Below are 25,057 nucleotides of genomic sequence, written 5' to 3'. Positions count from 1 at the left end.
CAGAGGAGCAGAGGCGACTGGGAAGGCAAAAGGATTTAGTGTTCTAGGAGAGAAGGTTCAAGACGTTAGCTGAATGCTAACGCATAAGAAAAGCAAAATTCTCCTCATCCTCCCCATCTCCCCCATCCTCCCCATCTCCCCCATCCTCCCCATCTCCCCCATCCTCCCCATCTCCCCCATCTCCCCATCCTCCCCATCTTCCCCATCCTCCCCATCTTCCCCAATCCCCGATCCCCCTCTCAGCTAAAATATTCAGAGCGCATAGACAACAACAGCGGCCAACACTTGACACCAAGCCAGACGGCGAGGGCGATCGGTTAGCGCAAATTTCTTAGTGAAGAGCATCTTAAGAAAAACGTAAATTGAGTCTATCGTCACATTCTCTAAGTTTAGAACTCTGTATCGTGATGGAAAAGCAAGTAATGTATAGTCCCAGCTTATCTGGTGGTGCTGCCAATTCACAATCTGGCAGCCGCACCTTTGTTTATGAAGTTAAGGGTCTGCGTCAGAACGGAGAAACTGACCAAACTAGCTGCCCGATTCGCCAGAGTGGGAGCGTGTTCATCGCAGTTCCTTACAACCGTATGAATCAGGAAATGCGGCGGATAGCTCGCATGGGTGGCCAGATAGTCAGCATCCGACTCCTGAACGCCGAACCCCAAACCCAGGCAAATGTTGCGCCAGAGAATGGGCTACAGGTTCAGAAATCAGGAGAACCAAAGAAGCCAATGACTCAAGCAAAAGAAAAAGTTGATATTCCCGTCAATCTCTACAAACCAGCTAGTCCCTTTATTGGCAAGTGCATCTCGACTGAAGAGCTAGTCAGAGAAGGTGGCGAGGGTACTGTCCGCCATGTCACTTTTGACCTTTCTGGCGGGAATTTGCGCTATCTGGAAGGCCAAAGTATCGGCATTATTCCCGAAGGTACTGATGCTAATGGCAAACCCCATAAGTTGCGCCTGTACTCGATCGCATCTACTCGTCACGGTGACAACCTTGACGATAAAACGATATCGCTCTGTGTCCGTCGGTTGGAGTATAAGCACCCGGAAACTGGTGAAAAGGTCTTTGGTGTGTGTTCGACTTATCTAACCGGTTTGGAACCGGGGGCTGAGGTGAAAATCACCGGCCCTGTAGGTAAGGAAATGTTATTACCTGAAGACCCAGAATCCACGATTATTATGATGGCAACGGGTACTGGTATTGCACCGTTCCGCGCTTTCTTGTGGAGAATGTTCAAGGAAAATAACCCTGATTACAAGTTCAAGGGTTTAGCTTGGTTGTTCTTTGGTGTTGCTTATACTCCGAATATTCTTTATAAAGAAGAGTTGGAGAAGTTGCAAGCTGAGTTCCCAGATAATTTCCGCTTGACTTATGCAATTAGCCGCGAACAAAAAAGTGCTCAAGGCGGTAAGATGTACATCCAAAACCGGATTCAAGAGAATGCCGATCAGTTATGGGAGTTGGTTCAAAAGCCAAATACTCATACCTATATTTGCGGTTTGAAAGGTATGGAAGGCGGTATTGATGAGGGGATGTCGGCGGCGGCTGGCAAGTATGATGTTAACTGGTCTGACTATCAGAAACAGTTGAAGAAAAATCATCGCTGGCACGTTGAAACCTATTAATTTGATAGGGTGATAATTTGTTTTGTAGGGTGGGCAATGCCTGCCCTATAATTGTTTTAGAGGATAAATTTTATCGTTGCCTTAGCATCCAGAAAGGGAGATGATTGATATGGTACTGACGGTTAAAGATTTCGAGCAACTCCAAGGTGCTTTAACTGACGCTCATTTGGACTACCAGTTAGAGCTAATAGATGGAGAAATTCATGTTATGGGGTTATCAGATGTTGTATCTAGCTATGTTATTGCTCAATTAGCAAGGCTATTAGGGAATTGGGTAGTACCGCGCCGATTAGGGTTTGTTCTAGAATCGAGTGGTGGATTTAGTCTGCCAAATTCAAATTTACGCGGCCCTGATGTTTCTTTTGTCAGTGCTACCAAACTACAGCGACTTCCGCGCACTTTCGCTAATATTGTACCTGATTTGATAGTAGAAGTTAAATCTTCAACTGATAGACTTAAGCCAACTCGCGAGAAAATCCAAATGTTTTTAAGTTTGGGAACGCAAGTAGGAATATTGGTCGATCCCGATAAAAAGATTTTGGAAGTTTATCGGCTGAATCTGGAAACTGTCGTGTTAGGTGAAGGTGATATATTGACTGTTCCAGAGTTATTGGAGGGATGGGAGTTGGCGGTTTCTGAACTTTGGCCGCCTGTGTTTGATGAGGAATGAAAGTTTTTTAATTTTACCAGAAGCTTAAATACCCAAATCAGGATTTTGAATAAGAAGCTAATGCAGAAGTATCTTACAATGGTTGTGGGTTAAATGAGTTTCTACAGGTTAAAGTCGTGGCTATAAGAATTGGTTTGCTGGGATTGGGGACAGTGGGCGGGGGTACAGCAGAGATTTTGCTCTCTCCCGAAGGCCGCCATCCACTATTACAGGAGTTGGAAATCTATCGGGTGGGGGTGCGCGATCGCACAAAAACTCGCTCTTTACAATTTCCCGAAAATGTGCTGACCACAGACTTAGAGGCGATCGCTACAGACCCAGATGTGAACATTGTAGTAGAAGTAATGGGCGGTTTAGAACCAGCGCGATCGCTAATCCTCAAAGCGATCGCCAACGGTAAGCACATCGTTACCGCCAATAAAGCTGTAATTGCCCGCTATGGCGACGAAATCTTCGCCGCCGCCCAAGAAAAAGGCGTTTATGTAATGCTAGAAGCTGCTGTCGCCGGTGGTATTCCAGTCATACAAACCCTTAAACAATCATTAGGTGCAAACCGCATTCAAACCGTTACTGGCATCGTTAACGGTACAACTAATTACATCCTTACTCGGATGCAAACAGAAGGCGCGGACTTTTCCCAAGTGCTCGCCGATGCCCAACAATTAGGCTATGCTGAAGCTGACCCCAGTGCCGATGTAGATGGTTTAGATGCTGCTGATAAAATTGCCATTTTAGCATCCTTAGCTTTTGGCGGACGCATCAAACTAGAAGATATTTATTGTGAAGGGATCGGACAAGTAAGTGCTGCTGATATTGCTTATGCTGAAAAGCTGGGATTTGTAATTAAATTATTAGCGATCGCCCATCAAGATACCCAAACAACTCGCGATCGCGAACTACTTTCCATCAGAGTTCATCCTACCCTAGTCTCGAAAACTCATCCTCTTGCGAGTATAAATGGCGTTTACAACGCTATTTTAATAGAAGCAGAACCCATAGGGCAAGTCATGTTTTACGGACGCGGTGCTGGTGCTGGCCCTACAGCAAGCGCGGTAGTATCAGATATTATGAATATCGCCGCTATCTTAAAAACTGAAACAGTTCCCATTCCCCATCCTTTGTTAAGTTGTTCTCACCAACACTACTGTAAAATTGCTCCAATTCAAGAACTCGTTACCCGATTTTATGCTCGATTTTTAACCAAAGATAATCCAGGTGTGATTGGCAAACTCGGCACTTGTTTCGGGCAACATAATGTTAGCTTAGAATCAGTTGTGCAAACAGGAATACACGGCGAGTTAGCAGAAATTGTAGTCGTCACTCATGATGTTAAAGAAGGTAATTTTCAGCAGGCAATTGATGAAATTAGTCAAATGGAAGGTATACACAGTATTCCTAGTAAATTGCGAGTTCTTTAATGGTAATGGGTAATGGGTAATTGGTAATTGGTAATCGCTAATTGCTAATTGCTAATGGCTAATGGCTAATCGCTAATTACCCATCCTCCCCATCTCCCCCATCTCCCCCATCTCCCCCATCCTCCCCATCTCCCCCATCCTCCCCATCCTCCCCATCCTCCCCATCTTCCCCATCCTCCCCATCTCCCCTGCTCCCCTGCTCCCCCGCTCCCCATCTCTTCCCCTAGCTATCAATTGATTTCCAAAGAATTTATAACATTTTCTGCTGATTTTAGATAATCCGAATATTCATCTTTATTTGCTGTGTAAGTAATGGTATAAGCTCGATTATTCTTGACAGTCCAAACTTGCATTTTCTTGACATTATTTTCTTCTTCTTTAGTAGTAAAAACAACTTTATGAGCTTTGGTATTAGCAAGCATAGCTGAACCGTCCTCTAAAACCTTAGTATCTTGGTTGCTCTCTTTTATTTGGGCAATGGATATTTTTGTATATTCATCAAGAGACATAGGCTTTGAAGATAAATCATCTACAGTAACAATAATATCTTCTGGATAAATATCTGAATTGCTTTTCTTAGGTGAGCGAAACGTAACTATATTCGGATCGAAATAACCTTGACGTTCTTTCTTTTCCCATTCTTGAGGATATTTTATACTAAAACCATTTTCAGGATCTTGATAGAGTAATAATTTTTCTGGTGTAGTTTGAGGCAGAAATTTGGGAACGATCGCGGCAAGTGCGATCGCGGCTCCAACCCCCGCACCAATTAAAACTTGTTTCTTTCCCACAGGAAACTTCGTTGGCGTGCGAGGCGGAGCATTAAGTTTAGCTATCCGCTGCAAGAGAACTTGCGTATCTTGAGGACGAGCATTCACAGAGTAAGCCATCATATCATCAATCAAATCTGCTAGCGGCTTCGATACCTCTGGAACTAAAGTGCGCCAAATAAACTTTCCGGCTGGAGAGTTTCCTTCTAAATGGTTTGGTTCCTGACCCGTTAGCAAACAAACAAAACTTCTACCAAGAGCAAAAAAATCAGAACGGGGCTCTGCGGCCCCTTCCATTTGTTCAGGCGGTGTATATCCCTGGGAAAAAATTCTTGTGATCTCGCCTTTTCTTCTTTCCATAGTTTCTGTTACTTCCCGTACTGCCCCAAAATCAATTAATACTAATTGCCCATTAGGGCGGAGCATAATATTAGGTGGCTTAATATCGCGGTGGAAGTAATTTTGAGTGTGGACGAGATGCAAAATTCTAGCCAGTTGTTCCAACCAGTCAATAGCGCGATCGATCCCCAGGGGTTTGTGATTCTGATTTTTTAACCACTGTTGCAAGTTCAGGCCTTCAATTTTCTCCATGACCAAACAGTGCAGAGGTTCGCGGCTGTTATTTGGTGTAAACGTAAAGTAACCATCTGGCTCTACTATTGGCAACCCCGGATGTCTCAACCTCATTAAAACGTGAGCTTCTTGCTGAAATAGCCGTACACCTGTGGGCTCGTTGTAGGTGAGTACCTTTAAAACTTTAGGGATGCCACTCTCATTTACCTCATAAGTCTGACCAAAGCCGCCTTTCCCCAGGGGGCGGAGTACCCAATACCGTCCCTCAATTACTAATTGAGAGCCGCAGCTTTGGCAAAAGCTAACATTTTCAGGGTTTTGAGGACGCGGGCATTTGGGGTTGATGCAGTAGCTCATGCTGGGGAGGAATTAGCTTTGTAGCAATTTCTTAAACATGGTATAGCATTACTATCCCTTTTAATAGTTGATTTCGGAACAATTTAGAGGGGTGTGCCAATTCGTATCAGAAGATACCCGCTCGAATGCAGTCTGTTTCTCCGATCGCACTTGCTTTCCCGACAAACCCATGACGAGTCAAACGCAAAAGAAAACGCATTTACTTAGTAACCCCTATTTAGAACTGAACAATCAGGGGCAGACTTTGCGCTTAGAATTAACAAAAAACGAGCACGTATTGGGTCGCGATCCCTACAAAGCTGACTTACTTGTTCCTCAAGTTTGGCAGATTATTTCTAGCAGTCAAGCGGTTTTGCGGCGAGAAGGGGAAGATTACTGGATTTATGATGGTGATGGTAGCAAACCCAGCACTAATGGGATGTTTGCGCTTCCTAGCTTTACGCAAGTCTCTCCTGCAAAAGGTCTGGCTTTAAAACATGAGACAGAATTACGGATCGGTCAAGACCCTAGAAACCAAATTCAGCTAATTTATTTTAATCCTGCTAGCCCTAGTGCGGGTAATTTACCACGAACTGCGATCGCGCTGCGGAATCGTTCTGTGCTCATAGGTCGCGATCGCCACGCTACCTTAAAGCTCAACTCCCCGATTGTATCCCGTCGCCACGCCACCATTGATGCTAACGCTCAGGGGCAATACGTTCTCGCCGATCGCAGCAGCAATGGCGTTTTTGTCAATGGCAAACGGATTAAAAATTCTGTAGTGCTTACTGAAGGCGCAAAAATTCGCATCGGCCCCTTTACTTTAATTTACCAAGCTGGTGAAGTAACCTTAGTCAATCCCGGCGATGCGATTCGTTTGGAAGCAATAGAATTAGTCCGTGAAGGCAAGGATAAAAATAACGAAATCCAGCGTTTACTTAACACCATTTCCCTCGTAATTGAACCAGGGAATTTAGTAGCTTTAGCTGGGACAAGCAATGCGAATCAATCAGTTTTATTGCGTACTTTGTTAGGAATTGAAGCCCCCAATCGTGGCGCAGTGTACGCGAACGGTGAAGATTTACGGAAACATTTTGATAGCTATAGTTGTTCGATCGGTTTTGTACCTAAAGATGATGCGCTTCACGGTGAATTAACAGTAGCAGAAGCCCTGATTTATGCCATTAAATTACGCTTGCCTGCTGATATCAATGTGGATCAGGTGTTCAAAAAAGTTTTAGATGATATTGAAATGTTTGAACATCGCCATGAATTAATAAATAGCCTCAGCAAGAGCGAACGCAAGCGAGTCAGTATTGGAGTAGAATTAGTAGTAGATCCGAAGTTGTTTTTCTTGGAAGAACCGACTTTTGGACTCGACCCAGGATTAGATAAAAAGATGGTATCGCTATTGCGAAAATTGGCAGATCAAGAGCGGACTGTGATTTTTACAGGCCAAGCTAATGCTAATCTTACCATTTGCGATCGCCTAGTTTTTCTTGGTGGCAGCGGTCATCTTTGCTACTTCGGGCCGCCAGCAGATATTTATAGTTTTTTTGCCATTCACAATCAAGATTTTACTGGCATTTATAGCGAACTAGAAAAAGGTGAATCTATCGTTAGATTGTGGGAAGATAAATATCGCTATTCCAGCTATTACCAGCGCTACATTGCCGTACCACTTAGCCTCAATCCCTCTCAACAACCAGCTAACTTTGCCAAACTATCTAATTCTTCCAGAGGCTCATCTTTCAGACAGTTAACCCTACTAATTCAGCGCTACTTTCAATTGGCAATCCGCAACAAGATCAATTTTGCTATAGGATTATTTTCTGCTGCTATTTGCCCTATTTTGTTAGCAGGAATAAAAAACATGGAGCCATTCATTTTTACTAATAGTAGCGACTCCCGGCTTGCTTTCTTAGCCCTAAGATTTTTACTGTTTTTTTCATTGTCGGCTATTTTGGTAGGCGTTTCTAGTTCTCTTTCGACAATTGTTAAAGAACAGCAAATTTTGAGGAGAGAACGTTTAGCAAGCTTAGGATTATTCCCCTATCTGATTTCAAAATTGATCGGATTAAAAGGATTAGCTTGTCTGCAAGCTGTGGTAATGACAGCGGTAATTTTACTAGGCTTTGAACAACCAGACTCAGATATAATTACCTGGCCTATTGGTTTAGGGATCACTACTTTTTTAACGCTATTAGCTAGTATGAATTTGGGATTGATGCTATCAGCATTTGTAAGTAATATCGCTCAAGCTTATAAAGTTCTACCTTTTATTTTAGGCTTTCAGATAATTTTTTCGGGAGTATTTTTTAAATTAGATAGTTTGTTGTCAATAGAAAAACTAGCCCTTTGGATTTCTTGGCTAACGGTGAGCCGCTGGTCTGTAGGAGCTTATGGCAGTTTAGTGAATGTAAATGCTATGGTGGCTAAGCCGATAGAATTGTCTGATGGAAACTTTTTACATCAGCTATTCGATCCGAGTGCTGTCTATGAGCCAAGTTGGGAAAATCTAGCTCTTAATTGGGGGATTTTGGGGTTGCAGGCAGTTGTTTATTTTGCCGTAACTTTTCTGTTGCTAAAACGTAAAGATATTTTTAGGTAATTAGTTAACTGTTAACTGTTAACTGTTAACTGTTAACTGTTAATGAAGAGTTGGGTTTTACTGCATTTCACCCAACCTAGATTATATCACAACCTTCTTGGCCGTTAGCAGTAGGGACGCTATAACTAGGTACTATAAACTAGCAGGGCTGTTTCAGGCTCATCGTTTTTTAAACTCTCTAACTCATATTCAGCAAGGTTTTCAGCCGATAATTTTTACTAAGCGAGCCGAATTATTAAAAAGTCATGTTATGCTCGCTACCAGAGAAATAGGAAATACGAAGATCGGAAATTGAACCTGAGCATGAAACAGCCCACCTTGCTAAAAAAGGAGGGGATCTCTATACTGTAATCCACCCAAATACAAACCGCTCCTATAAAATCCCGACCGATCTTAACTCTATCTTATTGTAGATCAACCCCGAATATTAGATGTATCTGGCGGCCGAAGTATAACCAGATTGTTTACCAGACAATATATTTCAAAGCTATCAATAGTCAAGTTGGGAAGCTCACTCCCAGCAATTAAAGAATTGGCGAAAGCAGACGCAACTTACAGGAGGATAACGCCTTGTTTTTTCACAAAAAAGAACTAATGTATACGGTGAAGATTGACGAGCCTAACCCTCGTTTCGCCCAATTATTGCTAGAACAATTTGGGGGAGCCACCGGAGAACTAACGGCCGCTTTGCAATATTGGGTGCAGTCCTTTCACTGTGAAAATCCTGGGATTCGGGATATGCTTCAAGATATTGCGCTTGAAGAGTTTAGTCACTTAGAAATGGTCGGCAAACTGATCGAAGCTCACACTCAAAAAGTCGATCAAACTGAAGTTTTCAAAAGTACGCTGTTTGCAGTGCGCGGTATGGGCCCACACTTTTTAGACAGTCAAGGTCAAGCTTGGACAGCAGCTTATATCAATGAAGGTGGTGATGTTGTGCGCGATTTGCGTGCTGATATTGCTGCGGAAGCTGGAGCTCGCCAGACTTATGAAGAGTTGATTAAGTTGGCACCAGATCAAGGCACAAAAAACACCTTGGTATTTCTACTGACTCGCGAAATTTCTCATACCAAGATGTTTATGAATGCGCTCTCGTCGATGGATAAGCTCACAGATCCGATGTTTGGAAATATCCAGCCGGATCAGACTGTGGATCTTTACTTCAATTTGTCTACTAATGGCAAAGATGAGCGTGGTGCTTGGAATTCTGAGCCTGATTTCCGCTATGTTGCCGATCCTACCCCGAAAGGTTAGGTATCGCTGAAGGAAGAAGGAAGAAGGAAGAAGGAAGAAGGAAAATTCAGTAATATCAATGGTTGAAGATATACTGGCTTTACCCAAAAATATGTAACGCCGCCATCCTGGCGGTAAAAGAACCGCCAGGATGGCGGCGTTACGTAAATCCTCAATCAACCTCCTGCCTTCTGCCTTCTGCCTTCTGCCTTCTACTTATCCATCGAGAATCATATCCCTAATTAGCTGGGCAGTTGCGGGCGCTAATAATACGCCATTTCGATAATGTCCAGAAGCAATAATTACGCGATCGCAACCAGGAAGTTTCCGAATAATTGGTGCTGGTTGGCCTTCTGGGCGGGGGCGCAATCCCGACCATTTCCTAATAATGTTAGCTTCAGCTAAAACAGGACAAAAGGCAATTGCCTTTGCCATCACTTCATCTAACTTAATACTATCCGCTACAATTTCACCCTCACTTAGGGGAAACTCAACGGTCGCACCTACCCAATATTCGCCTTTTCCTAAAGGTACAATATGAACATCATCGCAGGTAATTACTGGCTGAAAATCAGAACCGATCGCGGTATTTTCTAAGCGTAAATGTAATGCTTGACCTAAGACGGGGCGAATATCGATAGACTGTTTTAAAGATGCTGTGAGAGAAGTTGAACCCAAACCAGCGGCTATAATTAACCAGTCGCATTCTAAGTTTTCTGTTGGTGTTTGAATCTGATAGCAACCTGTAGGAGAAGCGCCGATATCGAAAACAGCGCGCTCGAATTGAAAATCAACCCCTTTCTGCTGAGCAGCAGCAACTAAAGCTAAAGTTAAAACAGTTGGATCTAGTTGTCTGTCTTGCGGGGAATAAATACCAGTAATAATCCCCTCTAAGTTTAGCTGAGGAAAGCGATCGCGCACTTTTTCTACATCCCAAATCTCCAAATTCCAACCTTGAGATTTGCGAGTTACAGCCAACTTTTCCCAATTGCTCAAATCCTCTCCTTCCAGACAAAGCCTCAAAATTCCATCTCTATTCACAGGAATTTTTTGCCCAGTAATTGCCTCTAACTCCGGTATCAGGGTTTCATAACGCTTGATACTATTTTCCCTTAATTGCCAATTCCTACCCTTAACTTTCTGACTAACAATACCCATTAATACACCGAGGGCGGCCCCAGTAGAAGCTTTGGCGGGTGTTTCTTTGTCTAAAACTGTAATTTTTAGTTCGGGAATTTGGCTGAGTTCATAAGCAATTGTTGCCCCAATTACACCACAGCCAATAATTATAACTCTGCTCATTTCTATATCTCTTTTCTACGTAGAAAAGATAAGAGAGCATTGCTAATTTTTTCAGACCAATGTTCTTGAGGGTAATGGGCGGCTCCTTCTAGTTTAACTAATTCTCCATTTGGTATAGATTTAACTGAATTTTTTGCCTGGTCGATATTAATCCAGGGATCTCCTGTTCCCCAGAGAATTAAAGTTGGTCGCTTCCATTCTTTTAACCCAGTTTCAATTTCTGCCATTGACTCTGATAACTGGAGATTTCGCACAGTTGCTAATAGGGATCGTCCCGCTTGGGAACTTTTCAAAAAGGGGCGGCGATAGACATCTAAATCTTTATCAGATATGGGGTAACGGCAACCACTTTCTAGAGTTCTGTCAACTAAAAGGGGGTCTTGTACGATCATGTCGCCGACAAAAGGTAGACCCAATTGTTGAATTTTCCAAGGTAATCTTGATTCGATAGAAATGGGTGCATTGAGTATAGCTAAGCGCTCAATTTTATCGGGATGACGTAAGGCGTATTGGATACCGACGGAACCTAAAAATCCTTGGACAACTAAGTAGAACCGCTCGATTTCTAGGGTTTCAATAAATTCTGCAAAGGCGGTAACAAAGGTATCGGGTGTATAAGCAAAGTCGAGTTTATCGGGTTTTGCTGATGAGCCAAAACCGATCCAGTCTGGCGCGATCGCGCGAAACCCAAATGTTGCTAAATCTGGCATGATAGCAGTCCAGGTATGGCTTTGAGAAGGTAATCCGTGCAGTAGCACCACTGGGGGAAGATTGGATTCGTTAATCGGTTTTGCTTCCCGATAAAACCATTCTAGGTTTCCTACTTTAATTATCTGTTTATCAAGTGACACTGTTTTTATTTCTTAGTAATAAGAGAAGGAAGAAGGAAGGAGGAAGAGGGAAGAGGGAAGAGGACTTACGGAAAAATATCGGTAACGCGGGCATCTTGGCTGTTTATTTACCGCCGAGACGGTGGTGTTACAAACTGTTTGGCGTAAGTTTTGTTAGTAATAGAAATGTAGGGCATGAATGACACGCCCTACAGGATTGAGGGGCTGCACTTAGAAATTCATTTCAGCAGCTTGTACTTTCTCGACTTGTTTCTTCTTCAGAACTAGCAAAATTTGAGCTAGCATGACAAGAGCAAAGAATGCAATCAGCCATTGAACGCGACCTGCACTTTGTAGGACGATTTCAACGTCTTTCTGACCGAATCCACCTACATTCGGGTTGTTAGTCAAAGCTTGGGCTGCTTTCACTTCTTGCCCTTCAGCAACAATCAATTCAGGGCCAGCGGGAATTGTATCTACAACTGCTGCGCCTTCTACGGGTTGAATTGTTACTTGATAACCGCCATCTTCGGGTTGGGAAATCTTAGAAATTGTACCCGCAACAGAGGCATTGAAAACACCATTATTGGTCTTTTCGCCAGTTGGGTAAACCTGTCCGCGTCCGCGATTTCCGCCAACGTGAATCTGGTATTTACCGAAGTGAACGGATTTGTCGGTTGCTGGATTAGGAGACAAAACAGGGAACACTATTTCCTGATATTGTTCGCCAGGTAGTGGCCCGATGATGACGATATTTTCCTGGGTTTCGCTGTAAGGTTGGAAGTAAAGTTCGCCAACTTTTTCCTTCATTTCCTCTGGAATTCTTTCTGGAGGAGCAATCTTGAAACCTTCGGGTAACATCAGGACAGCGCCTACATTGAGGCCGCCTTTGCTGCCATCGCCTGTTACTTGTTGTGCGCTAAGGTCGTAAGGAATTTTGACAACTGCTTCAAAAACTGTATCTGGCAAAACAGACTGGGGAACTTCAACTTCCGTAGGTTTAGCGCCGAGGTGACAGTTAGAACAAACAATCCGTCCAGTTGCTTCGCGGGGTGTTGCGGGTGCGGTTTGCTGCGCCCAAAAGGGATAGGCGGATGCTGTTTGAGGTAGTGCGATGTCGCTGGTGATGAAAAATGCTAGGGTTGCGATCGCAACTAGCGTGGTCTTAGCGATCGCCCCAACAGTGCGGCGCAATATCGCTGATAAATCAATTTTTGGCATCAGAGTATTTCGATCTCAAAGGTCAAACAGTTTCGTAATTGGTAATTGGTAATTGGCGATTGGTAATTGGTAATAGGTAATTGATAATTGGACAATAGACAAATAAAGACTTATGACCAATTTACAGAGTACAAATGACCAATTTCCAAGACTCAATAACTAAGACCACCAAGGGGCTTCGCCAGTGCGGAAGTCTGTTTCTTTCCAAGGGGTAAAGGTTAGCTTATCATCTGCGACAGTAGCGTGAGCTAAGGCTAAAGATAATGGTGCAGGGCCGCGCACAACTTTCCCTTCGTTGTTGTATTGGGAACCGTGACAGGGACAAATAAATTTGTTCTCGCTGGCATTCCAAGGCACTACACAGCCTAAGTGGGTACAGACTGCGTTGATTCCGTACTCGGCAAGACTTTGTTCTTTGTCCACCACAATATAGGTGGGGTCGCCTTTGAGGCCTTGTGCTAAAACGCGATCGCCTACGGCGTGTTCTGCCAAAAACTTGCTGACAACGATATCATTGCCTAGCTTGTCCTTCGCAGTTAAGCCACCGCCAGTACCACCGCTAGATGGCGGGATAAAATACTTGACAACAGGATAGAGTGCGCCCAGTGCTACGCCCGTTACGGTTCCGAACGTTAGCAAATTCATAAATTGACGACGACCCATATCAGGGACATCTGGATTGTGAGCAGAAATTTGAGCCATAACCTGCCTTTGCGGTGTTAAGTTACGTTTTTTTACAAACTATCTATGAAGCAGTACGTGCAGACAACAGGGATAATTGCGGTTAATCTGCTTTCATCAATAGGCGTTAAGGCAGAAATTCCTTTGAAGAATAAGCCTTACAGCCTTGATTAGAGCATTATTACATTTTTTGAACTGCGGATTTTACTGTTAAGAAATGTAAACTATAACGGTTAATAAGGAGCAACCATGACGGGCCAGGATTTACGCCAGCTATTGCTGGATAAGTGGGGAAAATCTTACGATATCCAACTGCGGCGGACGCGGGGCAAGATTTTTGTGCAAGTCATGTGGAAATACCTGGAACAGGCTTCTTTTCCGATGGCGGAGGCGGATTATATGGAGCATTTGGACGCGATCGCGACTTACCTGCACGGTTGGGGTAGTACAGAACAAGTTAGGGAGTATATTGTCACAACTCGCGATCGCCCGCGTCTTGGTAAGGCCGTCAGCATCCCTCTAGATTTAGGCGAAAGAGCCTCTGAATGGTTGTTATAGCTAGGGGCTAGGGGCTAGGGGCTAGGGGCTAGGGTAAGATGGGGGAGAGGGGGAGGATGGGGGAGATGGGGAGAATGGGGAGGATGGGGAAGGTAAGTAGGAGGGATTATTAACAATTAACAGTTAACAATTAACAATTTTGATTAATATAGCAACCGCGAAGACTGTTAGTTAGGACACTCGCTTATGGCTGAAACCCTTGATTTTATGTCCCCTCTTCCCCATCCTCCCCCTCTCCCCTAGCCCCTAGCCCCTAGCCCCTACTATAGTTGCTCTCTACCTTCTTCCTTCATTGCCGAGCTCATTTTCACGTACAATTAGTACCTGGTAATCCCATTAGATTAGGAGATTAGCGCAATGGGAATGGCAGTTGGCATGATTGAAGTCCTTGGACTTCCCTCTGCCGTAGAAGCCGCAGACTCAATGGTTAAAGCGGCCCGTGTCACGTTAGTTCGGTATGAAAAAATTACGCGCGGTTACTGGACAGTCATAGTCCGGGGCGATGTCTCCGAGGTACAAGCTGCTGTAGCGGCTGGAATTGAAGGAGTCAAAAAAGTTCATGGTGGGGAATTGTTATCATACCACATCATCGCTCGTCCCCATGAAAATCTAGATTACGTTTTACCGATCGGCTTTACTCCAGAAGTCGAACAATTTAGAATGTAGTAGGATTTTTGGGCGCTTAGATTTAGCGATCGCTCAGCAATCGCGATCGCAATCGCAATGAAAATTCCGAAAGCGAAAACGATTGCGATCGCAATATCCGATCGTTAACCAGATCGACATCGCGATCGCGATCGCAATTCTAGTATCCAGCTAAAGCATTAATTGGTGTAATAGATAACAAATTTATCCCGCTTTCTATAGCAAGATTAATAGTCAGAAACTAACTCTCTCTAAAAACTTCTGTCACTGAATCTTAGAATTCAGATTAATCGAACAAGCTAGACAATGCGGATTCTATTAGTAGAAGACGACAGCCAATTGATAGCTTCTCTGACTGAAGCACTTGTGGCACAGCGGTACATTGTAGACTCAGCTAGAGATGGTGAGTCAGCATGGGATAAGACCCAGGGATTCGTTTACGACTTGATTTTAACCGATGTCACCCTACCGAAGTTAAATGGTATTGGTCTATGCGAGCGATTGCGCGATCGCGGCTATCTCTCTCCCATTCTCATGCTCACTGCTCGCGATACCAGCCTTGATAAAGTGATTGGACTCGATGCAGGAGCAGATGTCTATATGGTTAAACCCTTTCAATTACAGGAGTTGCTAGCTCAAATTCGGGCTTTGCTTCGTCGCGGACAGTCGGGAATGTCGCCGATATTAAGATCGGGTAATCTGTCTCTAGATCCTGCTAGCTATGAAGTCATCTACGAGCGATCGCCTATTCACCTCACACCAAAAGAATTTGCTCTGTTAGAGGCTTTATTACGATATGGCAAGCGGGTTTTGAGTCGATCCGCGATTATCGAACAGGTTTGGACATGGCAAGAGTCTCCAGAAGAAGACACCATCAAGACTTACATCAAGAATTTGCGGGCAAAACTCAAAGCCGCAGGAGCTCCAAAAGACTTAATTGAAACTGTTCACGGTGTTGGCTACCGTTTGAAAAGTTTAGATCGAGTTTAGAAAAGCGATCGGTCATTGCGAGTGAAAGCGATCTGTTATTGCAAGTGAAACCAATCGGTCATTGCGAGTGAAACGAAGCAATCTCAAGGCCTAGCGATTGCTTCGTTTCACTCGCAATGACAAAAATATCAACAAAAAACGTAAGGTGGGCGCTCGCCGACAACTATTTATAACTATAAGTTAAAGACCTTTTGCGACGAGCGCCCACCCTACAAGTTATAGCGTTTATTTATATCCACCTTATATCCACCGGCTAAGTCCTAATTTTGTGTGTAGAAACCCTGACATTTTCCACCATTTCTCCACTTAAGCTTCCCCAAAATATACACACTAAATCTATATGCTGTATCGATAAATAAATTTCGAGGAAACGATTCCTAACAGGCGGGAATTGCGCCAGAGAAACGGTGAATCGAAATTCTGTATCTTATGATTCAATTCTAGTCCAAATTATCTTGGATGTAAAGGGAAAACGATGAAAATTAGGAGACGGTATTTTCTTCAGTTGAGTGCAGGTAGCGCGATCGCGATCGCGGCTCACGGATGCACTCAATCTCAAACTCAGACAACCACTACCACCAGCAGTTCAGAGAATCCCGGTAAAATTTCGATTGGATTCTGGCCCGTCGCCTCTGGATTACCCTTATTTGTAGCCGAGAAAAAGGGTTATTTCAAAGAAGCCGGCTTAGACGTAGAAGCAGTCAAATTTGCTTCACCCAACCAAGTCGCCGAAGCATTAATTGCTGGAAGGCTTCAGGGAACAGGCAATGGAGTTGCTAGCGGTGTTTTGGGACTTTCAGAAATCACATCACCGGGATTATTCAAAATCATTGCTGCCAACCCCAGCAACGTTGACTACAAACTCGATCAAGTGATTGTGGGCAAAAATAGCTCAATTCAGGCGATCGCGGATTTAAAAGACAAAAAGTTTGCCACAGGGCCAGGAGCACAGAATTTAGCGATCGCGCAGGCAATCTTGGCAGCCGCAGGAGTTACTAATCCCCAAGTACAGCAAATAGAAATTCGGCAACACATAGCCGCGATCGAATCGGGACAAATTGATGCAGCTTACACCCTAGAACCAACAGGTACAGTTGGCGAAGTTAAAGGCCTTACCCGCATTCTGGAAAATGGAGTTGTTTCCAAATACATTTTAGGCGATCCCAAAGCTCCTTGGTTTGGTGGTGCAGCCGTACTAAGTAGCAAATTTATTCAGCAATATCCCGCTACAACCAAAACCTACACAGAAGCCTATCGCCGCGCCATTGAAGATATTAGGAAGAATCCCGATCAAGTCCGTCAATATATGGTCGGCTACACCTCCATCGAAGGCGATTTAGTGCAGAAAGTGCCGATGATAGGATACACGATGTACAACGAATTTAAGCCGGAAGACGTGACATACTTCCAAAAATTCTTCAATTTTATGACTGATAAAAAAGTTTTCTCAAAACCACTTGATGTTGCTAGCTTGTTGTACAAACCTGTGTAATTACAAAACTTATGCAGAATCGAGAGCCTAACTCCCTTAAAAAATAGGACTTACGCACTTACTACGATTTTCTATCATTGCCAACGATATGATTTTCTGTCATTGCGAACGTAGTGAAGCAATCTCAAACCCATATTTGGGGTAATTCGTGCGTAATTCCTACTTTACTATAGCAACCTTCTTGGCAGTTAAGACGTTCTGAGTTCCTGAAACTTGCTAACGCTATTCCCTTCTTCCTCTTCTTTCCCTTCTTACCCTAGCCCCTAGCCCCTAGCCCCTAGCCCCTAACCGCCAAGGCGGTTGCTATAAATCACTTTCTGGAGAACCATATTATGCTTGTAAATCCTGTCACTAGCCCGAATATTGCGCCACCAGAACACTTTATTTCTGTACAAGGATTATGTAAATCCTTTGCAGGACAACCGCTTTACGAAGACTTTAACCTCGATTTACCCAACAATCAATTAGTTTCAATTTTTGGCCCCAATGGCTGCGGTAAATCCACCCTAATTAACATGATTAGCGGCTTGATTCCCATCGATCGCGGGGAGATTCGGATTCATGGTAAACCAATTCGCCGGGCCAAAATTGGCTATGTGTTTCAAAACTATCGGGATTCAATGTTTCCCTGGATGAGTGCCTATGACAATATCGCCTATCCGCTGCGAGTTAAGGGAGTACCAGAACAGGAATGTCGCGATCGCGTCGAACGCCTAATCGACACCTTTAATATTCGCCTTGACCTCAAACGTTATCCCTACAATTTCTCCGGTGGACAGCAACAATTAGTTTCCATTTTGCGGGCGCTAGTTGCCGATCCAGAAGTTCTTTTTCTCGATGAACCCTTTTCCGCCTTGGACTTTGAAACCACCCTATTTGTGCGCGATAAACTCCAAGAAATTTTCATGGCCACTGGCATTCCGATGTTAATGGTAGTTCACAACTTAGAAGAAGCAGTATTTCTAGCAGATACAGTTCTACTTTTAAGTAAACGTCCAACTCATTTAGTGGAAGCAGTACCATTTACTGTTTCTCGTCCGCGTACCCCCGATACACTTACCTCTCCCGAATTCATTGAAGTCAGCCGTTACTGTTTAGAAATCTTTCGTCAGGAGATGCGGAAATGAATACTTCTAGCGTACCTTCCTCTAATATTGACGTTCAAAAATTTTCCTTCGATCGCTTTTTGCCATTCATCGGAGTATTGGTACTTTTTGGTGTCTGGTGGTTAATTTCTATCTCTGGTTTTGTCAATCCAGTGCTATTACCTACGCCTTTTGCTACTCTCGGTACGCTGATTGCGGGAATGTTTACAGGCGTAATGTTACCTGATTTTATCGCTACGGTGTTACGAACTTTTAGCGCTTTTTTGATGGCTGGTATTATCGGAGTCCCCGTTGGTGTGGCTTTGGGTAGTTCTGAAAAAGTTTATCGCAGTGTCGAATTTTTAATTGATTTTTTCCGTTCTACACCAGCAAGTGCTCTGATTCCGATGTTCATTCTCTTTTTTGGAGTCAGCGATTTTTCTAAAGTAGTAATTGCTGCTTTTAGCGCGTTTTTACTGATTGTATTTAACAGCGCTTATGGGGTGATTAATGCTAAGCAATCGCGGATTCTGGCAGCAAAAGTAATGGGGGCAAACCGTTGGCGAATTTTCAAAGATGTTTTACTGTTGGAAAGTTTGCCTCAAACCTTTATTGGTTTGCGTAGCGGTATCAGTATTTCCCTGGTAATTGTGATTGTGGCGGAGATGTTTATCGGTACGGAACAAGGCTTAGGCAAACGGATTATTGATGCTCAACAAGTACTCAATGTCAAGGATATGTATGCCTCGATTTTAGTCACCGGAATTTTAGGCTATTTCCTGAATATGCTGTTTCTAATTGTAGAGAAACGGTTTATTCATTGGAGTGGCAAGTAGTCTCGAAATTCGGATAAAGCAGCCAGGGGTTAAAACCCCTGTCTAACAGCGAAAGTCCTCTGAAGAGGACTAATAAGTTCTTCAGTCCTCGTTAGAGGACTTTAGCTTTAAGGCAGGGAATTTATTCCCTGCTAGACGAAAGGTTTTACTTTAAGTTTACACGCCTTAAAAATAGCCTAAGTCTCTACGGACATCGCTCTATTTTATCATACACAATCGATACTTATTCCAACGGTAATCGTACCATCACAGTTGTTCCTTGACCTTCCTGACTCTCAATATTCCATTCCCCTCGGTGTAATTCTACACAAGTTTTTACCACTGCTAACCCTAAACCAGTTCCGGTTATTTCTCCGACATTGCTACCTCGATAAAATGGTTCCAAAATTCTAATTTTATCTGCCGTGAGAATGCCAATACCGCGATCGCATATTTGAAAAATTGCCGTATTTGCATTACAGTTTAAAGTAAATTGAATCTTAGCATCAGCAGGTGAATATTTTGCTGCATTTGAGAGTAAGTTAGTAAGTAAAGATCGCAACAAGTTTTTGTCTAAAAATGCTCTAGTATTTTGACAATTACTCGTAAATTCAATAACCTGACTAACATCAATTTGCATCTCATCTATAAGTTGTTGACAAAAAGGTTCTAGATCCAATAATTGGGGATGAAATTCTAGTTGCCTAACCTCTGCCCGTGTTAACATTAATAAATCTGTAATCTGCTGACTCATCCGCTTTGCAGTCAAATTAATCCGCTGAATATTTTTCTGTTTCTGTTCTTCAGTTAGTTGATTATGGTTAATTTGCAAAGATTCACTAGAAAGTAAAATAGTGGTTAACGGCGTTCGCAGTTCATGGGATGCCATTGAGAAAAAGCTAAATCTTAATTCACTCAAACTTTTAGTTCGTTCTAATTCCCGATTTAAGTTATGTAATAAGAGCGCTAAAGTGCTAGTAATTAATAACCCGCCAATTAAGGTAATTATCGCGCTATATTGCGTTTCAATGGGATAATTAACGGAGGGTGAAAAAGCAATTGACCACTGTCGCTGTCCTACGGTTAAAGTCTGCGTACATTTTTCAGCAGATGGACAGAGAGAAGACTTAATTAAATTAAATTGTGAGTTGTCTTCAAGCGTTGTCACTTGTTTATAAGCAGCATCATAGCGTCCTAGAAATTGCTGTCCCGGATTAGAACTCCGGTCGTATACTGTAAAGTTAATCTCGTCGTATTGCAAATCTTTTAAGGATTCTTCAACTACATCTGATAGGCGAAATACACCTAGTAAGAAGCCAGTTAAATTCTGGCGACGAAGCGTAAGAGAATTTGGAGCTTGATGATTTTTATAAAGTGGCAAAAACACTAAAAAGCTAAATTGATCGCGTTTTTCTTGAACTAATTTAATGCGTCCAGTGGCCGTGATTTTGCCTGTATCTCTTGCTTGATTGATTGCGATTGCGCGGGTGATATTTGAGTTAAGATCGTATCCCAAGGCGGATTCATTTCCTATAAACGGCTCTACGTAGGTGACAGGTAAATAATAGGGTCGATTAGCGGCTTTAACTAAGGCTTTATCTTTGCCTAGTTCAGTAATTTGGAAAGTAGGATAACCTTCTAACTGGATCTTTCTTTCGTAGGTAAAACGTTCTTTTTCTCCCACGATGGGAGCCCATTCTAGTGCTTGAATACCTGGATAAGTCTTGAGCGTTCTTCTAACAAAATTTCCAAACTCTTGACGATCTACTTGAAATTTGACTACTGCATAATAATCATCAAGAAATGATAGCATATCAGTATATCGGTTGAGGCTACGCTGGAGGGCTGTAGCCAAATTTTCAATCTGCCTTTGAAACCGGAATTGCCGATTCGATGTCTCCCATCTGCTAACAAAAATGGTAGCTAAAACTGACAATCCTATGCCTAAACTTAGGGTCAAAATCAAGGCAATTCGGTGATGAAGAAAAGCTTTTGGCATACTAATTCCAGACTATACCCTCTTCTATGAATCTGGGTAGAGTAAAATTACCAGGACTTACGCAGGCTTTACGTAGCGCCGCCATCTTGGCGGTATCTTTAACCGCCAAGATGGCGGCGTTACGATACTTTTGCGTAAGTCCTGATTACATTAGGTTAGGTAAGTTGTTGGGCTTCAGCACTTTTTGGGCTAAAGCCCAACAAATTACCTAAAAATCAACCACAATCTCCAATTAACAACCGAACAACCAACAACTAACTGTCTAGCTTTTTTCCTTTGACTCAAATATTACTCTTTCATAAATATCGCTTATTGACATCTCAATTCCTACTGAAGTAAAGGAAACTGTAGCCGCATCCCCCTCATAATCTTGAAATAACCATTGCCCCGATTCAGTCTTAAGAAACTGCTCAACTAAAAACTCATATTGGTCAATTAAAACATACTCACAGAATTGAGGAATTGAGCGATAGAATCGAAATTTATCTTCTCTATCAAAACCTTTCGTAGACTTCGAGAGCACTTCTACTATTAATAAGGGATTAAGTACCTCATCTTGCCGTCCTTCGGTGAAAAGTGGCTGTCCTTCAATTACCATCACATCTGGATAAACCCCTCGCTGATGCCGAGGAATCCATAACCGTAAATTATTCATAAAAACTTCATAGGGTTTTCCCTGAAACAAGTTGCCAAAAACTCCGACCAGATTGCGTGTAATCCGGTTATGATTTATAGTGCCACCTGACATAGGTAAAATTTCTCCCTCGTGATATTCACTTCGGAACTCGGCTGTTTCTTCTAACTGCCGATATTCCTCTGGAGTGTAAGTTTGCTGCTGTGTTTGAACTAGCATTTTAACCTCAACTGATAGTGATGACTTTCAGGTAGAAGGATTGAGTTGTACAATTAAGTGGCTGCCCGAACGATGGGGGTAGGCACGGGGGCGCTACCCCTACAAATCTGTATGAATGATTTAGACTTGCTGTATATTATAATTGATTATTATCTGATTTTAGAAGCAACTGCCACTATTATAATTTTTTAGGTTCTCAAACTTTCACATTGAAACTCCATAATTAACAAAAACTTAGTTTCATAGTAAAAGATATACCGCCGACTCGGTTAATAGTTTCACTTCCCTCTATCATTGCAAATCCTAATTCTTTGTACAGGTGGATTGCGTCTAGATTTGAGCTTCTGACACTTAAAGAGATTGAGGGGTAAGAGAGTTTTGCCGCTGCTAACAAACTAACGAGTAACTGTCTTCCTATGCCTTTACCTCGATGTTGGGGAAGAACTGCGATCGCTAATTCTGGGGTAACATCGTCAATGTAGCCTAATCCTTGCTTTTCTCCTGTAAACAAACGCGCCCATACCGCCCCTACTGGCTGGTGGTTGGTTAATTCCCAAGCCAGAAAGCCGAAATCGTTTTTCCGCCCCCAATTTTTGACATATTTGGCAATTAGAGGATGATTCCTCACAGCTTCGACTGTTGATTCACCTTCTTCTGCTAAATGGGCAGCTTCATAGAGCATTTGCCACAAAAAAGGCTCGTCTTCTTGAGTTAACGGGCGAATAGAATATTTGAAACTATTAGTCATACATACTTGGTTGCGATTTTCACCCTTTCTCTTCGATCAAAACACCATTGAGGAAAATATCTGCTAATCCTTCTGCCATTTCTTGTATTGCTTGAGGAGAAGCACCGGGTTCTAAAAGAGTATCTTGACTGAAGCCTGCGATCGCAAACATTCCCAAAAATACCTGAGCTACAATTTTAGGATTCATCTGCCGATAAACTCCCCTATCCATCGCCGTTTGGAAGAAAGCCTCAGCCACATCTGTCATTTTTCCAATCACTTCTGCTTGAATGCGATCGCGCAACTCTGGGTGAAACTGTGCTTCCATAAAACATACTCGCATCATATCCGCATTATCTCGGACATTTAGCATCCGCCGCCGCATCACTTGAGCCACAGCTTTATAACTAGCCATCTCGCTCAATTCTGTCAGTAAATCAGTCAAAATTTCTACCCAGCCATTAGTTGCTACCTCGATCAAAATTGCCTTTTTATTGGGAAAATGCCGAAATAGCGTACCCTCCGCCACACCCGCCGCCTGTGCTAAAGAAGCAGTTGTAGTACCTTCGTAGCCTTTGCAGGCAAATAAACGTTGTGCTGCTTGCAAAATCCGCTTTCGCGTCTCTGTTTCTGAAGGAGGGGACTGATTAAAAATTCGCATAGCTGGAAAATTGGGAATAGGGAATTGAGAACTAAAATTTAAAGTTGGGGCTGCTGCTGGTTAAGCTAAAACAGCACTTATACACTACTCTCGTAACGCCGCCCTCTGGGCGGTATCTTCACCGCCCAGAGGGCGGCGTTACATCAAGGGTGCGTAAGTCCTAATTAGCCTAACATCTGATCGAGAAGAGATCCCCCAAACATCCAAAAGTCTTTATGCTATAAAGAGTGGTTCCGATCTTACACTTGATAAGTTTGTTCTCTCGGTTGACTTCAGTGCTAATTTCTATGCTTCTTATTTGGCTTCAACAGTGCAGGCGGCTCAACGGATTGAGACGATCGATCGCATCTTTACTTGCCGCTATTTTGCTCTGGTGCGGGATGCCACCAGCGATCGCGATCGCCCGCGAAAACCCCACTAACCCATCCTTAACAAACGCGGGACAAGGGCAGGTATCCTCAATTCAACCCTATCTCGATCGCGTCATTCAGCAGGTGACAGAATTTCGCCTCGAAAATGGCATGAAATTTATTGTGCTAGAAAGGCCCAGAGCCCCTGTAGTTTCCTTTCTGATTTACGCTGACGTAGGCGGGGCAAATGAGCCTGATGGCAAAACAGGTGTTGCTCACTATCTAGAACATTTAGCATTCAAAGGAACTCCCAAAATTGGGACAAAGGACTATAAATCTGAAAAACCCCTACTAGAAAAACAGGATAAAATTTTTGACCAAATCCAAGCAGCTAAAGCTAGCGGTAAGACAGAAGAAATTGCCAAATTAAAGGCAGAATTTGACAAGATTGAAGCCGAAGCATCGGCATACGTTAAGCAGAATGAACTGGGTAAAATTGTGGAACAGGCAGGAGGTGTGGGACTAAATGCTACAACTTCTACGGATGCAACTTCCTACTTTTATAGTCTGCCCTCAAATAAGCTAGAACTGTGGATGTCTCTGGAGTCGGAGCGGTTTCTAGAACCAGTTTTTAGAGAATTTTATAAGGAAAAACAGGTAATTTTAGAAGAGCGCAGATTGCGAAGCGAAAATTCCCCTGTGGGTAAGATGATTGAGGCATTTGCAAATAAAGCTTTTTCTACTCATCCCTATCGCCGCCCAGTGATTGGCTACAGTGAAGATATTAGCAATTTAAAAAGGAGTGATGTTCAAGAATTTTTCGATGCTTACTACATCCCTAGTAAGTTAACAGTGGCAGTGGTGGGAGATGTTCAGGCCGCGAATGTGAAGCGACTAGCAGAGGTTTATTTCGGTCGCTACAAGGCTAAGCCAGCCCCTCCAGAATTGACAATTGTGGAGCCGGCACAGACGGAACCAAGGGAAGTTACAGTACAGTTGCAATCTCAACCTTGGTATTTGGAAGGATATCACCGACCGGCGATGAATCATCCCGATCATGTTATTTATGAAGCGATCGCCAGTTTGCTCAGCAGTGGCCGCACTTCTCGCCTCTACAAGTCTTTGGTAGAAAAACAACAATTAGCGCTAGTTGCTGAGGGTTTCAGCGGCTATCCAGGGGAAAAGTATGCCAATTTGATGCTTTTTTATGCGATGACGGCTCCTGGCCATACTGTTGATGAAGTGGCAACGGCTCTGCGGACTGAGATTGAGCGGTTGCAATCTGAACCTGTTTCTGATGTGGAGTTGGCGCGGGTGAAAACTAAAGCACGAGCGACTTTGTTGCGATCGCTCGATTCTAACCAGGGTATGGCTTTTGCGCTGGTTAATTATGAAGTGAAAACGGGTTCATGGCGCAATTTGTTTAAGGAGTTAGATGCGATCGCTGCTATTACAACGGCCGATATTCAGCGCGTCGCTAAAGAAACTTTCCGCCCAGAAAATCGCACAGTAGGGCGATTATTGCCTAATTGAAGAAGGGGGGCGGGGGAGCAGGGGAGCGGGGAAGCGGGGGAGCAGGGGAGATGAGGAAACTCTTTCCCCAATTAGC

Annotated in this window: 25 protein-coding genes; 14 read left to right on the top strand and 11 right to left on the bottom strand. The window is 43.3% G+C overall.

Going from position 1 to position 25,057, the window contains the following annotated elements:
* Positions 1-76 precede the first annotated feature (76 nt).
* Positions 77-292 carry a hypothetical protein gene (locus OSCIL6407_RS35925; RefSeq protein ID WP_148288864.1) on the bottom strand — a complete coding sequence of 72 codons (216 nt, stop codon included), beginning with the start codon at positions 290-292 and terminating at the stop codon, positions 77-79.
* Positions 293-422: 130 nt separating this feature from the next.
* Here OSCIL6407_RS35925 and petH point away from each other — a divergent pair, with 130 nt between their 5' ends.
* The 3 genes from petH to OSCIL6407_RS0113845 all read left to right on the top strand — a co-directional run bounded on the left by petH (position 423) and on the right by OSCIL6407_RS0113845 (position 3,716).
* Positions 423-1,628 carry a ferredoxin--NADP reductase gene (gene petH / locus OSCIL6407_RS0113855; RefSeq protein ID WP_007357258.1) on the top strand — a complete coding sequence of 402 codons (1,206 nt, stop codon included), beginning with the start codon at positions 423-425 and terminating at the stop codon, positions 1,626-1,628.
* A 109-nt stretch (positions 1,629-1,737) separates the two neighbouring features.
* Positions 1,738-2,298, top strand: coding sequence for a Uma2 family endonuclease (locus OSCIL6407_RS0113850; RefSeq protein ID WP_007357257.1), 561 nt, complete (start codon positions 1,738-1,740; stop codon positions 2,296-2,298).
* 116 nt (positions 2,299-2,414) lie between these two features.
* The gene (locus tag OSCIL6407_RS0113845) at positions 2,415-3,716 is read left to right on the top strand and encodes a homoserine dehydrogenase (RefSeq protein WP_007357256.1); all 1,302 of its coding nucleotides are present in this window, start codon (positions 2,415-2,417) and stop codon (positions 3,714-3,716) included.
* A gap of 65 nt (positions 3,717-3,781) precedes the next feature.
* Here the strand turns inward: OSCIL6407_RS0113845 and OSCIL6407_RS35380 are convergent, their stop codons facing one another.
* Both OSCIL6407_RS35380 and OSCIL6407_RS31825 read right to left on the bottom strand, forming a co-directional pair.
* Positions 3,782-3,931, bottom strand: coding sequence for a hypothetical protein (locus OSCIL6407_RS35380; protein ID WP_155523398.1), 150 nt, complete (start codon positions 3,929-3,931; stop codon positions 3,782-3,784).
* Between the two features lie 15 nt (positions 3,932-3,946).
* Entirely contained in the window at positions 3,947-5,416 is a 1,470-nt protein-coding gene (locus tag OSCIL6407_RS31825; protein WP_019487342.1) for a serine/threonine-protein kinase, read from the bottom strand.
* A 91-nt stretch (positions 5,417-5,507) separates the two neighbouring features.
* Here OSCIL6407_RS31825 and OSCIL6407_RS0113830 point away from each other — a divergent pair, with 91 nt between their 5' ends.
* Together OSCIL6407_RS0113830 and OSCIL6407_RS0113825 are read left to right on the top strand one after the other, a co-directional pair.
* Positions 5,508-8,006, top strand: coding sequence for an FHA domain-containing protein (locus tag OSCIL6407_RS0113830; protein WP_007354149.1), 2,499 nt, complete (start codon positions 5,508-5,510; stop codon positions 8,004-8,006).
* A gap of 570 nt (positions 8,007-8,576) precedes the next feature.
* Positions 8,577-9,260, top strand: coding sequence for a manganese catalase family protein (locus tag OSCIL6407_RS0113825; RefSeq protein ID WP_007354151.1), 684 nt, complete (start codon positions 8,577-8,579; stop codon positions 9,258-9,260).
* Between the two features lie 195 nt (positions 9,261-9,455).
* Here OSCIL6407_RS0113825 and OSCIL6407_RS0113820 read toward each other — a convergent pair whose 3' ends face one another.
* The 4 genes from OSCIL6407_RS0113820 to petC form a co-directional block, all read right to left on the bottom strand.
* Positions 9,456-10,541, bottom strand: a complete 1,086-nt coding sequence (locus OSCIL6407_RS0113820) for an NAD(P)/FAD-dependent oxidoreductase (protein ID WP_007356361.1) — start codon at positions 10,539-10,541, stop codon at positions 9,456-9,458.
* 2 nt (positions 10,542-10,543) lie between these two features.
* The gene (locus OSCIL6407_RS0113815; RefSeq protein ID WP_007356360.1) at positions 10,544-11,392 is read right to left on the bottom strand and encodes an alpha/beta fold hydrolase; all 849 of its coding nucleotides are present in this window, start codon (positions 11,390-11,392) and stop codon (positions 10,544-10,546) included.
* A gap of 210 nt (positions 11,393-11,602) precedes the next feature.
* Positions 11,603-12,592, bottom strand: a complete 990-nt coding sequence (gene petA / locus OSCIL6407_RS0113810) for a cytochrome f (protein ID WP_007356359.1) — start codon at positions 12,590-12,592, stop codon at positions 11,603-11,605.
* A gap of 159 nt (positions 12,593-12,751) precedes the next feature.
* A complete protein-coding gene (petC, locus tag OSCIL6407_RS0113805; protein ID WP_007356358.1) occupies positions 12,752-13,294 on the bottom strand; it encodes a cytochrome b6-f complex iron-sulfur subunit in 543 nt (180 codons plus the stop codon).
* 228 nt (positions 13,295-13,522) lie between these two features.
* Here petC and OSCIL6407_RS0113800 point away from each other — a divergent pair, with 228 nt between their 5' ends.
* The 6 genes from OSCIL6407_RS0113800 to OSCIL6407_RS0113775 all read left to right on the top strand — a co-directional run bounded on the left by OSCIL6407_RS0113800 (position 13,523) and on the right by OSCIL6407_RS0113775 (position 18,879).
* Positions 13,523-13,831 carry a DUF3067 family protein gene (locus OSCIL6407_RS0113800; RefSeq protein ID WP_007356357.1) on the top strand — a complete coding sequence of 103 codons (309 nt, stop codon included), beginning with the start codon at positions 13,523-13,525 and terminating at the stop codon, positions 13,829-13,831.
* A 357-nt stretch (positions 13,832-14,188) separates the two neighbouring features.
* Positions 14,189-14,497, top strand: coding sequence for a carbon dioxide-concentrating mechanism protein CcmK (locus tag OSCIL6407_RS0113795; protein WP_007356356.1), 309 nt, complete (start codon positions 14,189-14,191; stop codon positions 14,495-14,497).
* Between the two features lie 285 nt (positions 14,498-14,782).
* On the top strand, positions 14,783-15,466 hold the full coding sequence (locus OSCIL6407_RS0113790) for a response regulator transcription factor (protein ID WP_007356355.1): 684 nt from the start codon (positions 14,783-14,785) through the stop codon (positions 15,464-15,466).
* 475 nt (positions 15,467-15,941) lie between these two features.
* Positions 15,942-16,958, top strand: a complete 1,017-nt coding sequence (locus OSCIL6407_RS0113785; RefSeq protein WP_007356354.1) for an ABC transporter substrate-binding protein — start codon at positions 15,942-15,944, stop codon at positions 16,956-16,958.
* Positions 16,959-17,290: 332 nt separating this feature from the next.
* Complete coding sequence (locus OSCIL6407_RS0113780) at positions 17,291-18,085, top strand: ABC transporter ATP-binding protein (RefSeq protein ID WP_007356353.1); 795 nt, start codon at positions 17,291-17,293, stop codon at positions 18,083-18,085.
* Positions 18,082-18,879: an ABC transporter permease gene (locus tag OSCIL6407_RS0113775; RefSeq protein ID WP_007356352.1), complete on the top strand. Its 798-nt coding sequence runs from the start codon at positions 18,082-18,084 to the stop codon at positions 18,877-18,879. The genes OSCIL6407_RS0113780 and OSCIL6407_RS0113775 overlap by 4 nt, the downstream gene beginning before the upstream one ends.
* A 223-nt stretch (positions 18,880-19,102) precedes the next feature.
* On the opposite strand, the gene OSCIL6407_RS0113770 is transcribed toward OSCIL6407_RS0113775, so the two are convergent.
* Positions 19,103-20,857: a CHASE domain-containing sensor histidine kinase gene (locus tag OSCIL6407_RS0113770; protein ID WP_007356351.1), complete on the bottom strand. Its 1,755-nt coding sequence runs from the start codon at positions 20,855-20,857 to the stop codon at positions 19,103-19,105.
* Positions 20,858-20,883: 26 nt separating this feature from the next.
* On the opposite strand from OSCIL6407_RS0113770, the gene OSCIL6407_RS38570 reads away from it, so the two are divergent.
* On the top strand, positions 20,884-21,069 hold the full coding sequence (locus OSCIL6407_RS38570; protein ID WP_039962486.1) for a hypothetical protein: 186 nt from the start codon (positions 20,884-20,886) through the stop codon (positions 21,067-21,069).
* Positions 21,070-21,119: 50 nt separating this feature from the next.
* Here OSCIL6407_RS38570 and OSCIL6407_RS0113765 read toward each other — a convergent pair whose 3' ends face one another.
* The 3 genes from OSCIL6407_RS0113765 to OSCIL6407_RS0113750 all read right to left on the bottom strand — a co-directional run bounded on the left by OSCIL6407_RS0113765 (position 21,120) and on the right by OSCIL6407_RS0113750 (position 23,098).
* The gene (locus OSCIL6407_RS0113765; RefSeq protein WP_007356350.1) at positions 21,120-21,710 is read right to left on the bottom strand and encodes a Uma2 family endonuclease; all 591 of its coding nucleotides are present in this window, start codon (positions 21,708-21,710) and stop codon (positions 21,120-21,122) included.
* A gap of 223 nt (positions 21,711-21,933) precedes the next feature.
* Complete coding sequence (locus OSCIL6407_RS0113755) at positions 21,934-22,458, bottom strand: GNAT family N-acetyltransferase (RefSeq protein WP_007356348.1); 525 nt, start codon at positions 22,456-22,458, stop codon at positions 21,934-21,936.
* Positions 22,459-22,477: 19 nt separating this feature from the next.
* A complete protein-coding gene (locus OSCIL6407_RS0113750; RefSeq protein ID WP_007356347.1) occupies positions 22,478-23,098 on the bottom strand; it encodes a TetR/AcrR family transcriptional regulator in 621 nt (206 codons plus the stop codon).
* Positions 23,099-23,396: 298 nt separating this feature from the next.
* On the opposite strand from OSCIL6407_RS0113750, the gene OSCIL6407_RS38565 reads away from it, so the two are divergent.
* Both OSCIL6407_RS38565 and OSCIL6407_RS0113745 read left to right on the top strand, forming a co-directional pair.
* Positions 23,397-23,519, top strand: coding sequence for a hypothetical protein (locus OSCIL6407_RS38565; RefSeq protein ID WP_007356346.1), 123 nt, complete (start codon positions 23,397-23,399; stop codon positions 23,517-23,519).
* Positions 23,479-24,981, top strand: a complete 1,503-nt coding sequence (locus OSCIL6407_RS0113745; protein WP_007356345.1) for a M16 family metallopeptidase — start codon at positions 23,479-23,481, stop codon at positions 24,979-24,981. Before OSCIL6407_RS38565 ends, OSCIL6407_RS0113745 begins: the two co-directional genes overlap by 41 nt.
* The last annotated feature ends 76 nt before the right edge of the window (positions 24,982-25,057 follow it).

The sequence above is a fragment of the Kamptonema formosum PCC 6407 genome, from assembly GCF_000332155.1.
GTDB lineage: Bacteria > Cyanobacteriota > Cyanobacteriia > Cyanobacteriales > Microcoleaceae > Kamptonema > Kamptonema formosum.
The sequence above is the reverse complement of the archived record's forward strand: the minus strand, read 5'-3'. Positions and strand labels throughout refer to the sequence as shown.

What these genes read in the sequence shown, in the direction of transcription:
- petH (WP_007357258.1), top strand. Translation starts at nt 423, where the DNA reads ATGTATAGTCCCAGCTTATCTGGTGGTGCTGCCAATTCACAATCTGGC.
- OSCIL6407_RS0113795 (WP_007356356.1), top strand. Translation starts at nt 14,189, where the DNA reads ATGGGAATGGCAGTTGGCATGATTGAAGTCCTTGGACTTCCCTCTGCC.
- OSCIL6407_RS0113775 (WP_007356352.1), top strand. Translation starts at nt 18,082, where the DNA reads ATGAATACTTCTAGCGTACCTTCCTCTAATATTGACGTTCAAAAATTT.
- OSCIL6407_RS31825 (WP_019487342.1), bottom strand. Translation starts at nt 5,416, where the DNA reads ATGAGCTACTGCATCAACCCCAAATGCCCGCGTCCTCAAAACCCTGAA.
- OSCIL6407_RS0113780 (WP_007356353.1), top strand. Translation starts at nt 17,291, where the DNA reads ATGCTTGTAAATCCTGTCACTAGCCCGAATATTGCGCCACCAGAACAC.
- OSCIL6407_RS0113745 (WP_007356345.1), top strand. Translation starts at nt 23,479, where the DNA reads ATGCCACCAGCGATCGCGATCGCCCGCGAAAACCCCACTAACCCATCC.
- OSCIL6407_RS0113770 (WP_007356351.1), bottom strand. Translation starts at nt 20,857, where the DNA reads ATGCCAAAAGCTTTTCTTCATCACCGAATTGCCTTGATTTTGACCCTA.
- OSCIL6407_RS0113800 (WP_007356357.1), top strand. Translation starts at nt 13,523, where the DNA reads ATGACGGGCCAGGATTTACGCCAGCTATTGCTGGATAAGTGGGGAAAA.
- petC (WP_007356358.1), bottom strand. Translation starts at nt 13,294, where the DNA reads ATGGCTCAAATTTCTGCTCACAATCCAGATGTCCCTGATATGGGTCGT.
- petA (WP_007356359.1), bottom strand. Translation starts at nt 12,592, where the DNA reads ATGCCAAAAATTGATTTATCAGCGATATTGCGCCGCACTGTTGGGGCG.
- OSCIL6407_RS0113785 (WP_007356354.1), top strand. Translation starts at nt 15,942, where the DNA reads ATGAAAATTAGGAGACGGTATTTTCTTCAGTTGAGTGCAGGTAGCGCG.
- OSCIL6407_RS0113820 (WP_007356361.1), bottom strand. Translation starts at nt 10,541, where the DNA reads ATGAGCAGAGTTATAATTATTGGCTGTGGTGTAATTGGGGCAACAATT.
- OSCIL6407_RS0113755 (WP_007356348.1), bottom strand. Translation starts at nt 22,458, where the DNA reads ATGACTAATAGTTTCAAATATTCTATTCGCCCGTTAACTCAAGAAGAC.
- OSCIL6407_RS35380 (WP_155523398.1), bottom strand. Translation starts at nt 3,931, where the DNA reads ATGGGGAGCGGGGGAGCAGGGGAGCAGGGGAGATGGGGAGGATGGGGA.
- OSCIL6407_RS0113790 (WP_007356355.1), top strand. Translation starts at nt 14,783, where the DNA reads ATGCGGATTCTATTAGTAGAAGACGACAGCCAATTGATAGCTTCTCTG.
- OSCIL6407_RS0113750 (WP_007356347.1), bottom strand. Translation starts at nt 23,098, where the DNA reads ATGCGAATTTTTAATCAGTCCCCTCCTTCAGAAACAGAGACGCGAAAG.
- OSCIL6407_RS38570 (WP_039962486.1), top strand. Translation starts at nt 20,884, where the DNA reads ATGAATCTGGGTAGAGTAAAATTACCAGGACTTACGCAGGCTTTACGT.
- OSCIL6407_RS0113850 (WP_007357257.1), top strand. Translation starts at nt 1,738, where the DNA reads ATGGTACTGACGGTTAAAGATTTCGAGCAACTCCAAGGTGCTTTAACT.
- OSCIL6407_RS0113765 (WP_007356350.1), bottom strand. Translation starts at nt 21,710, where the DNA reads ATGCTAGTTCAAACACAGCAGCAAACTTACACTCCAGAGGAATATCGG.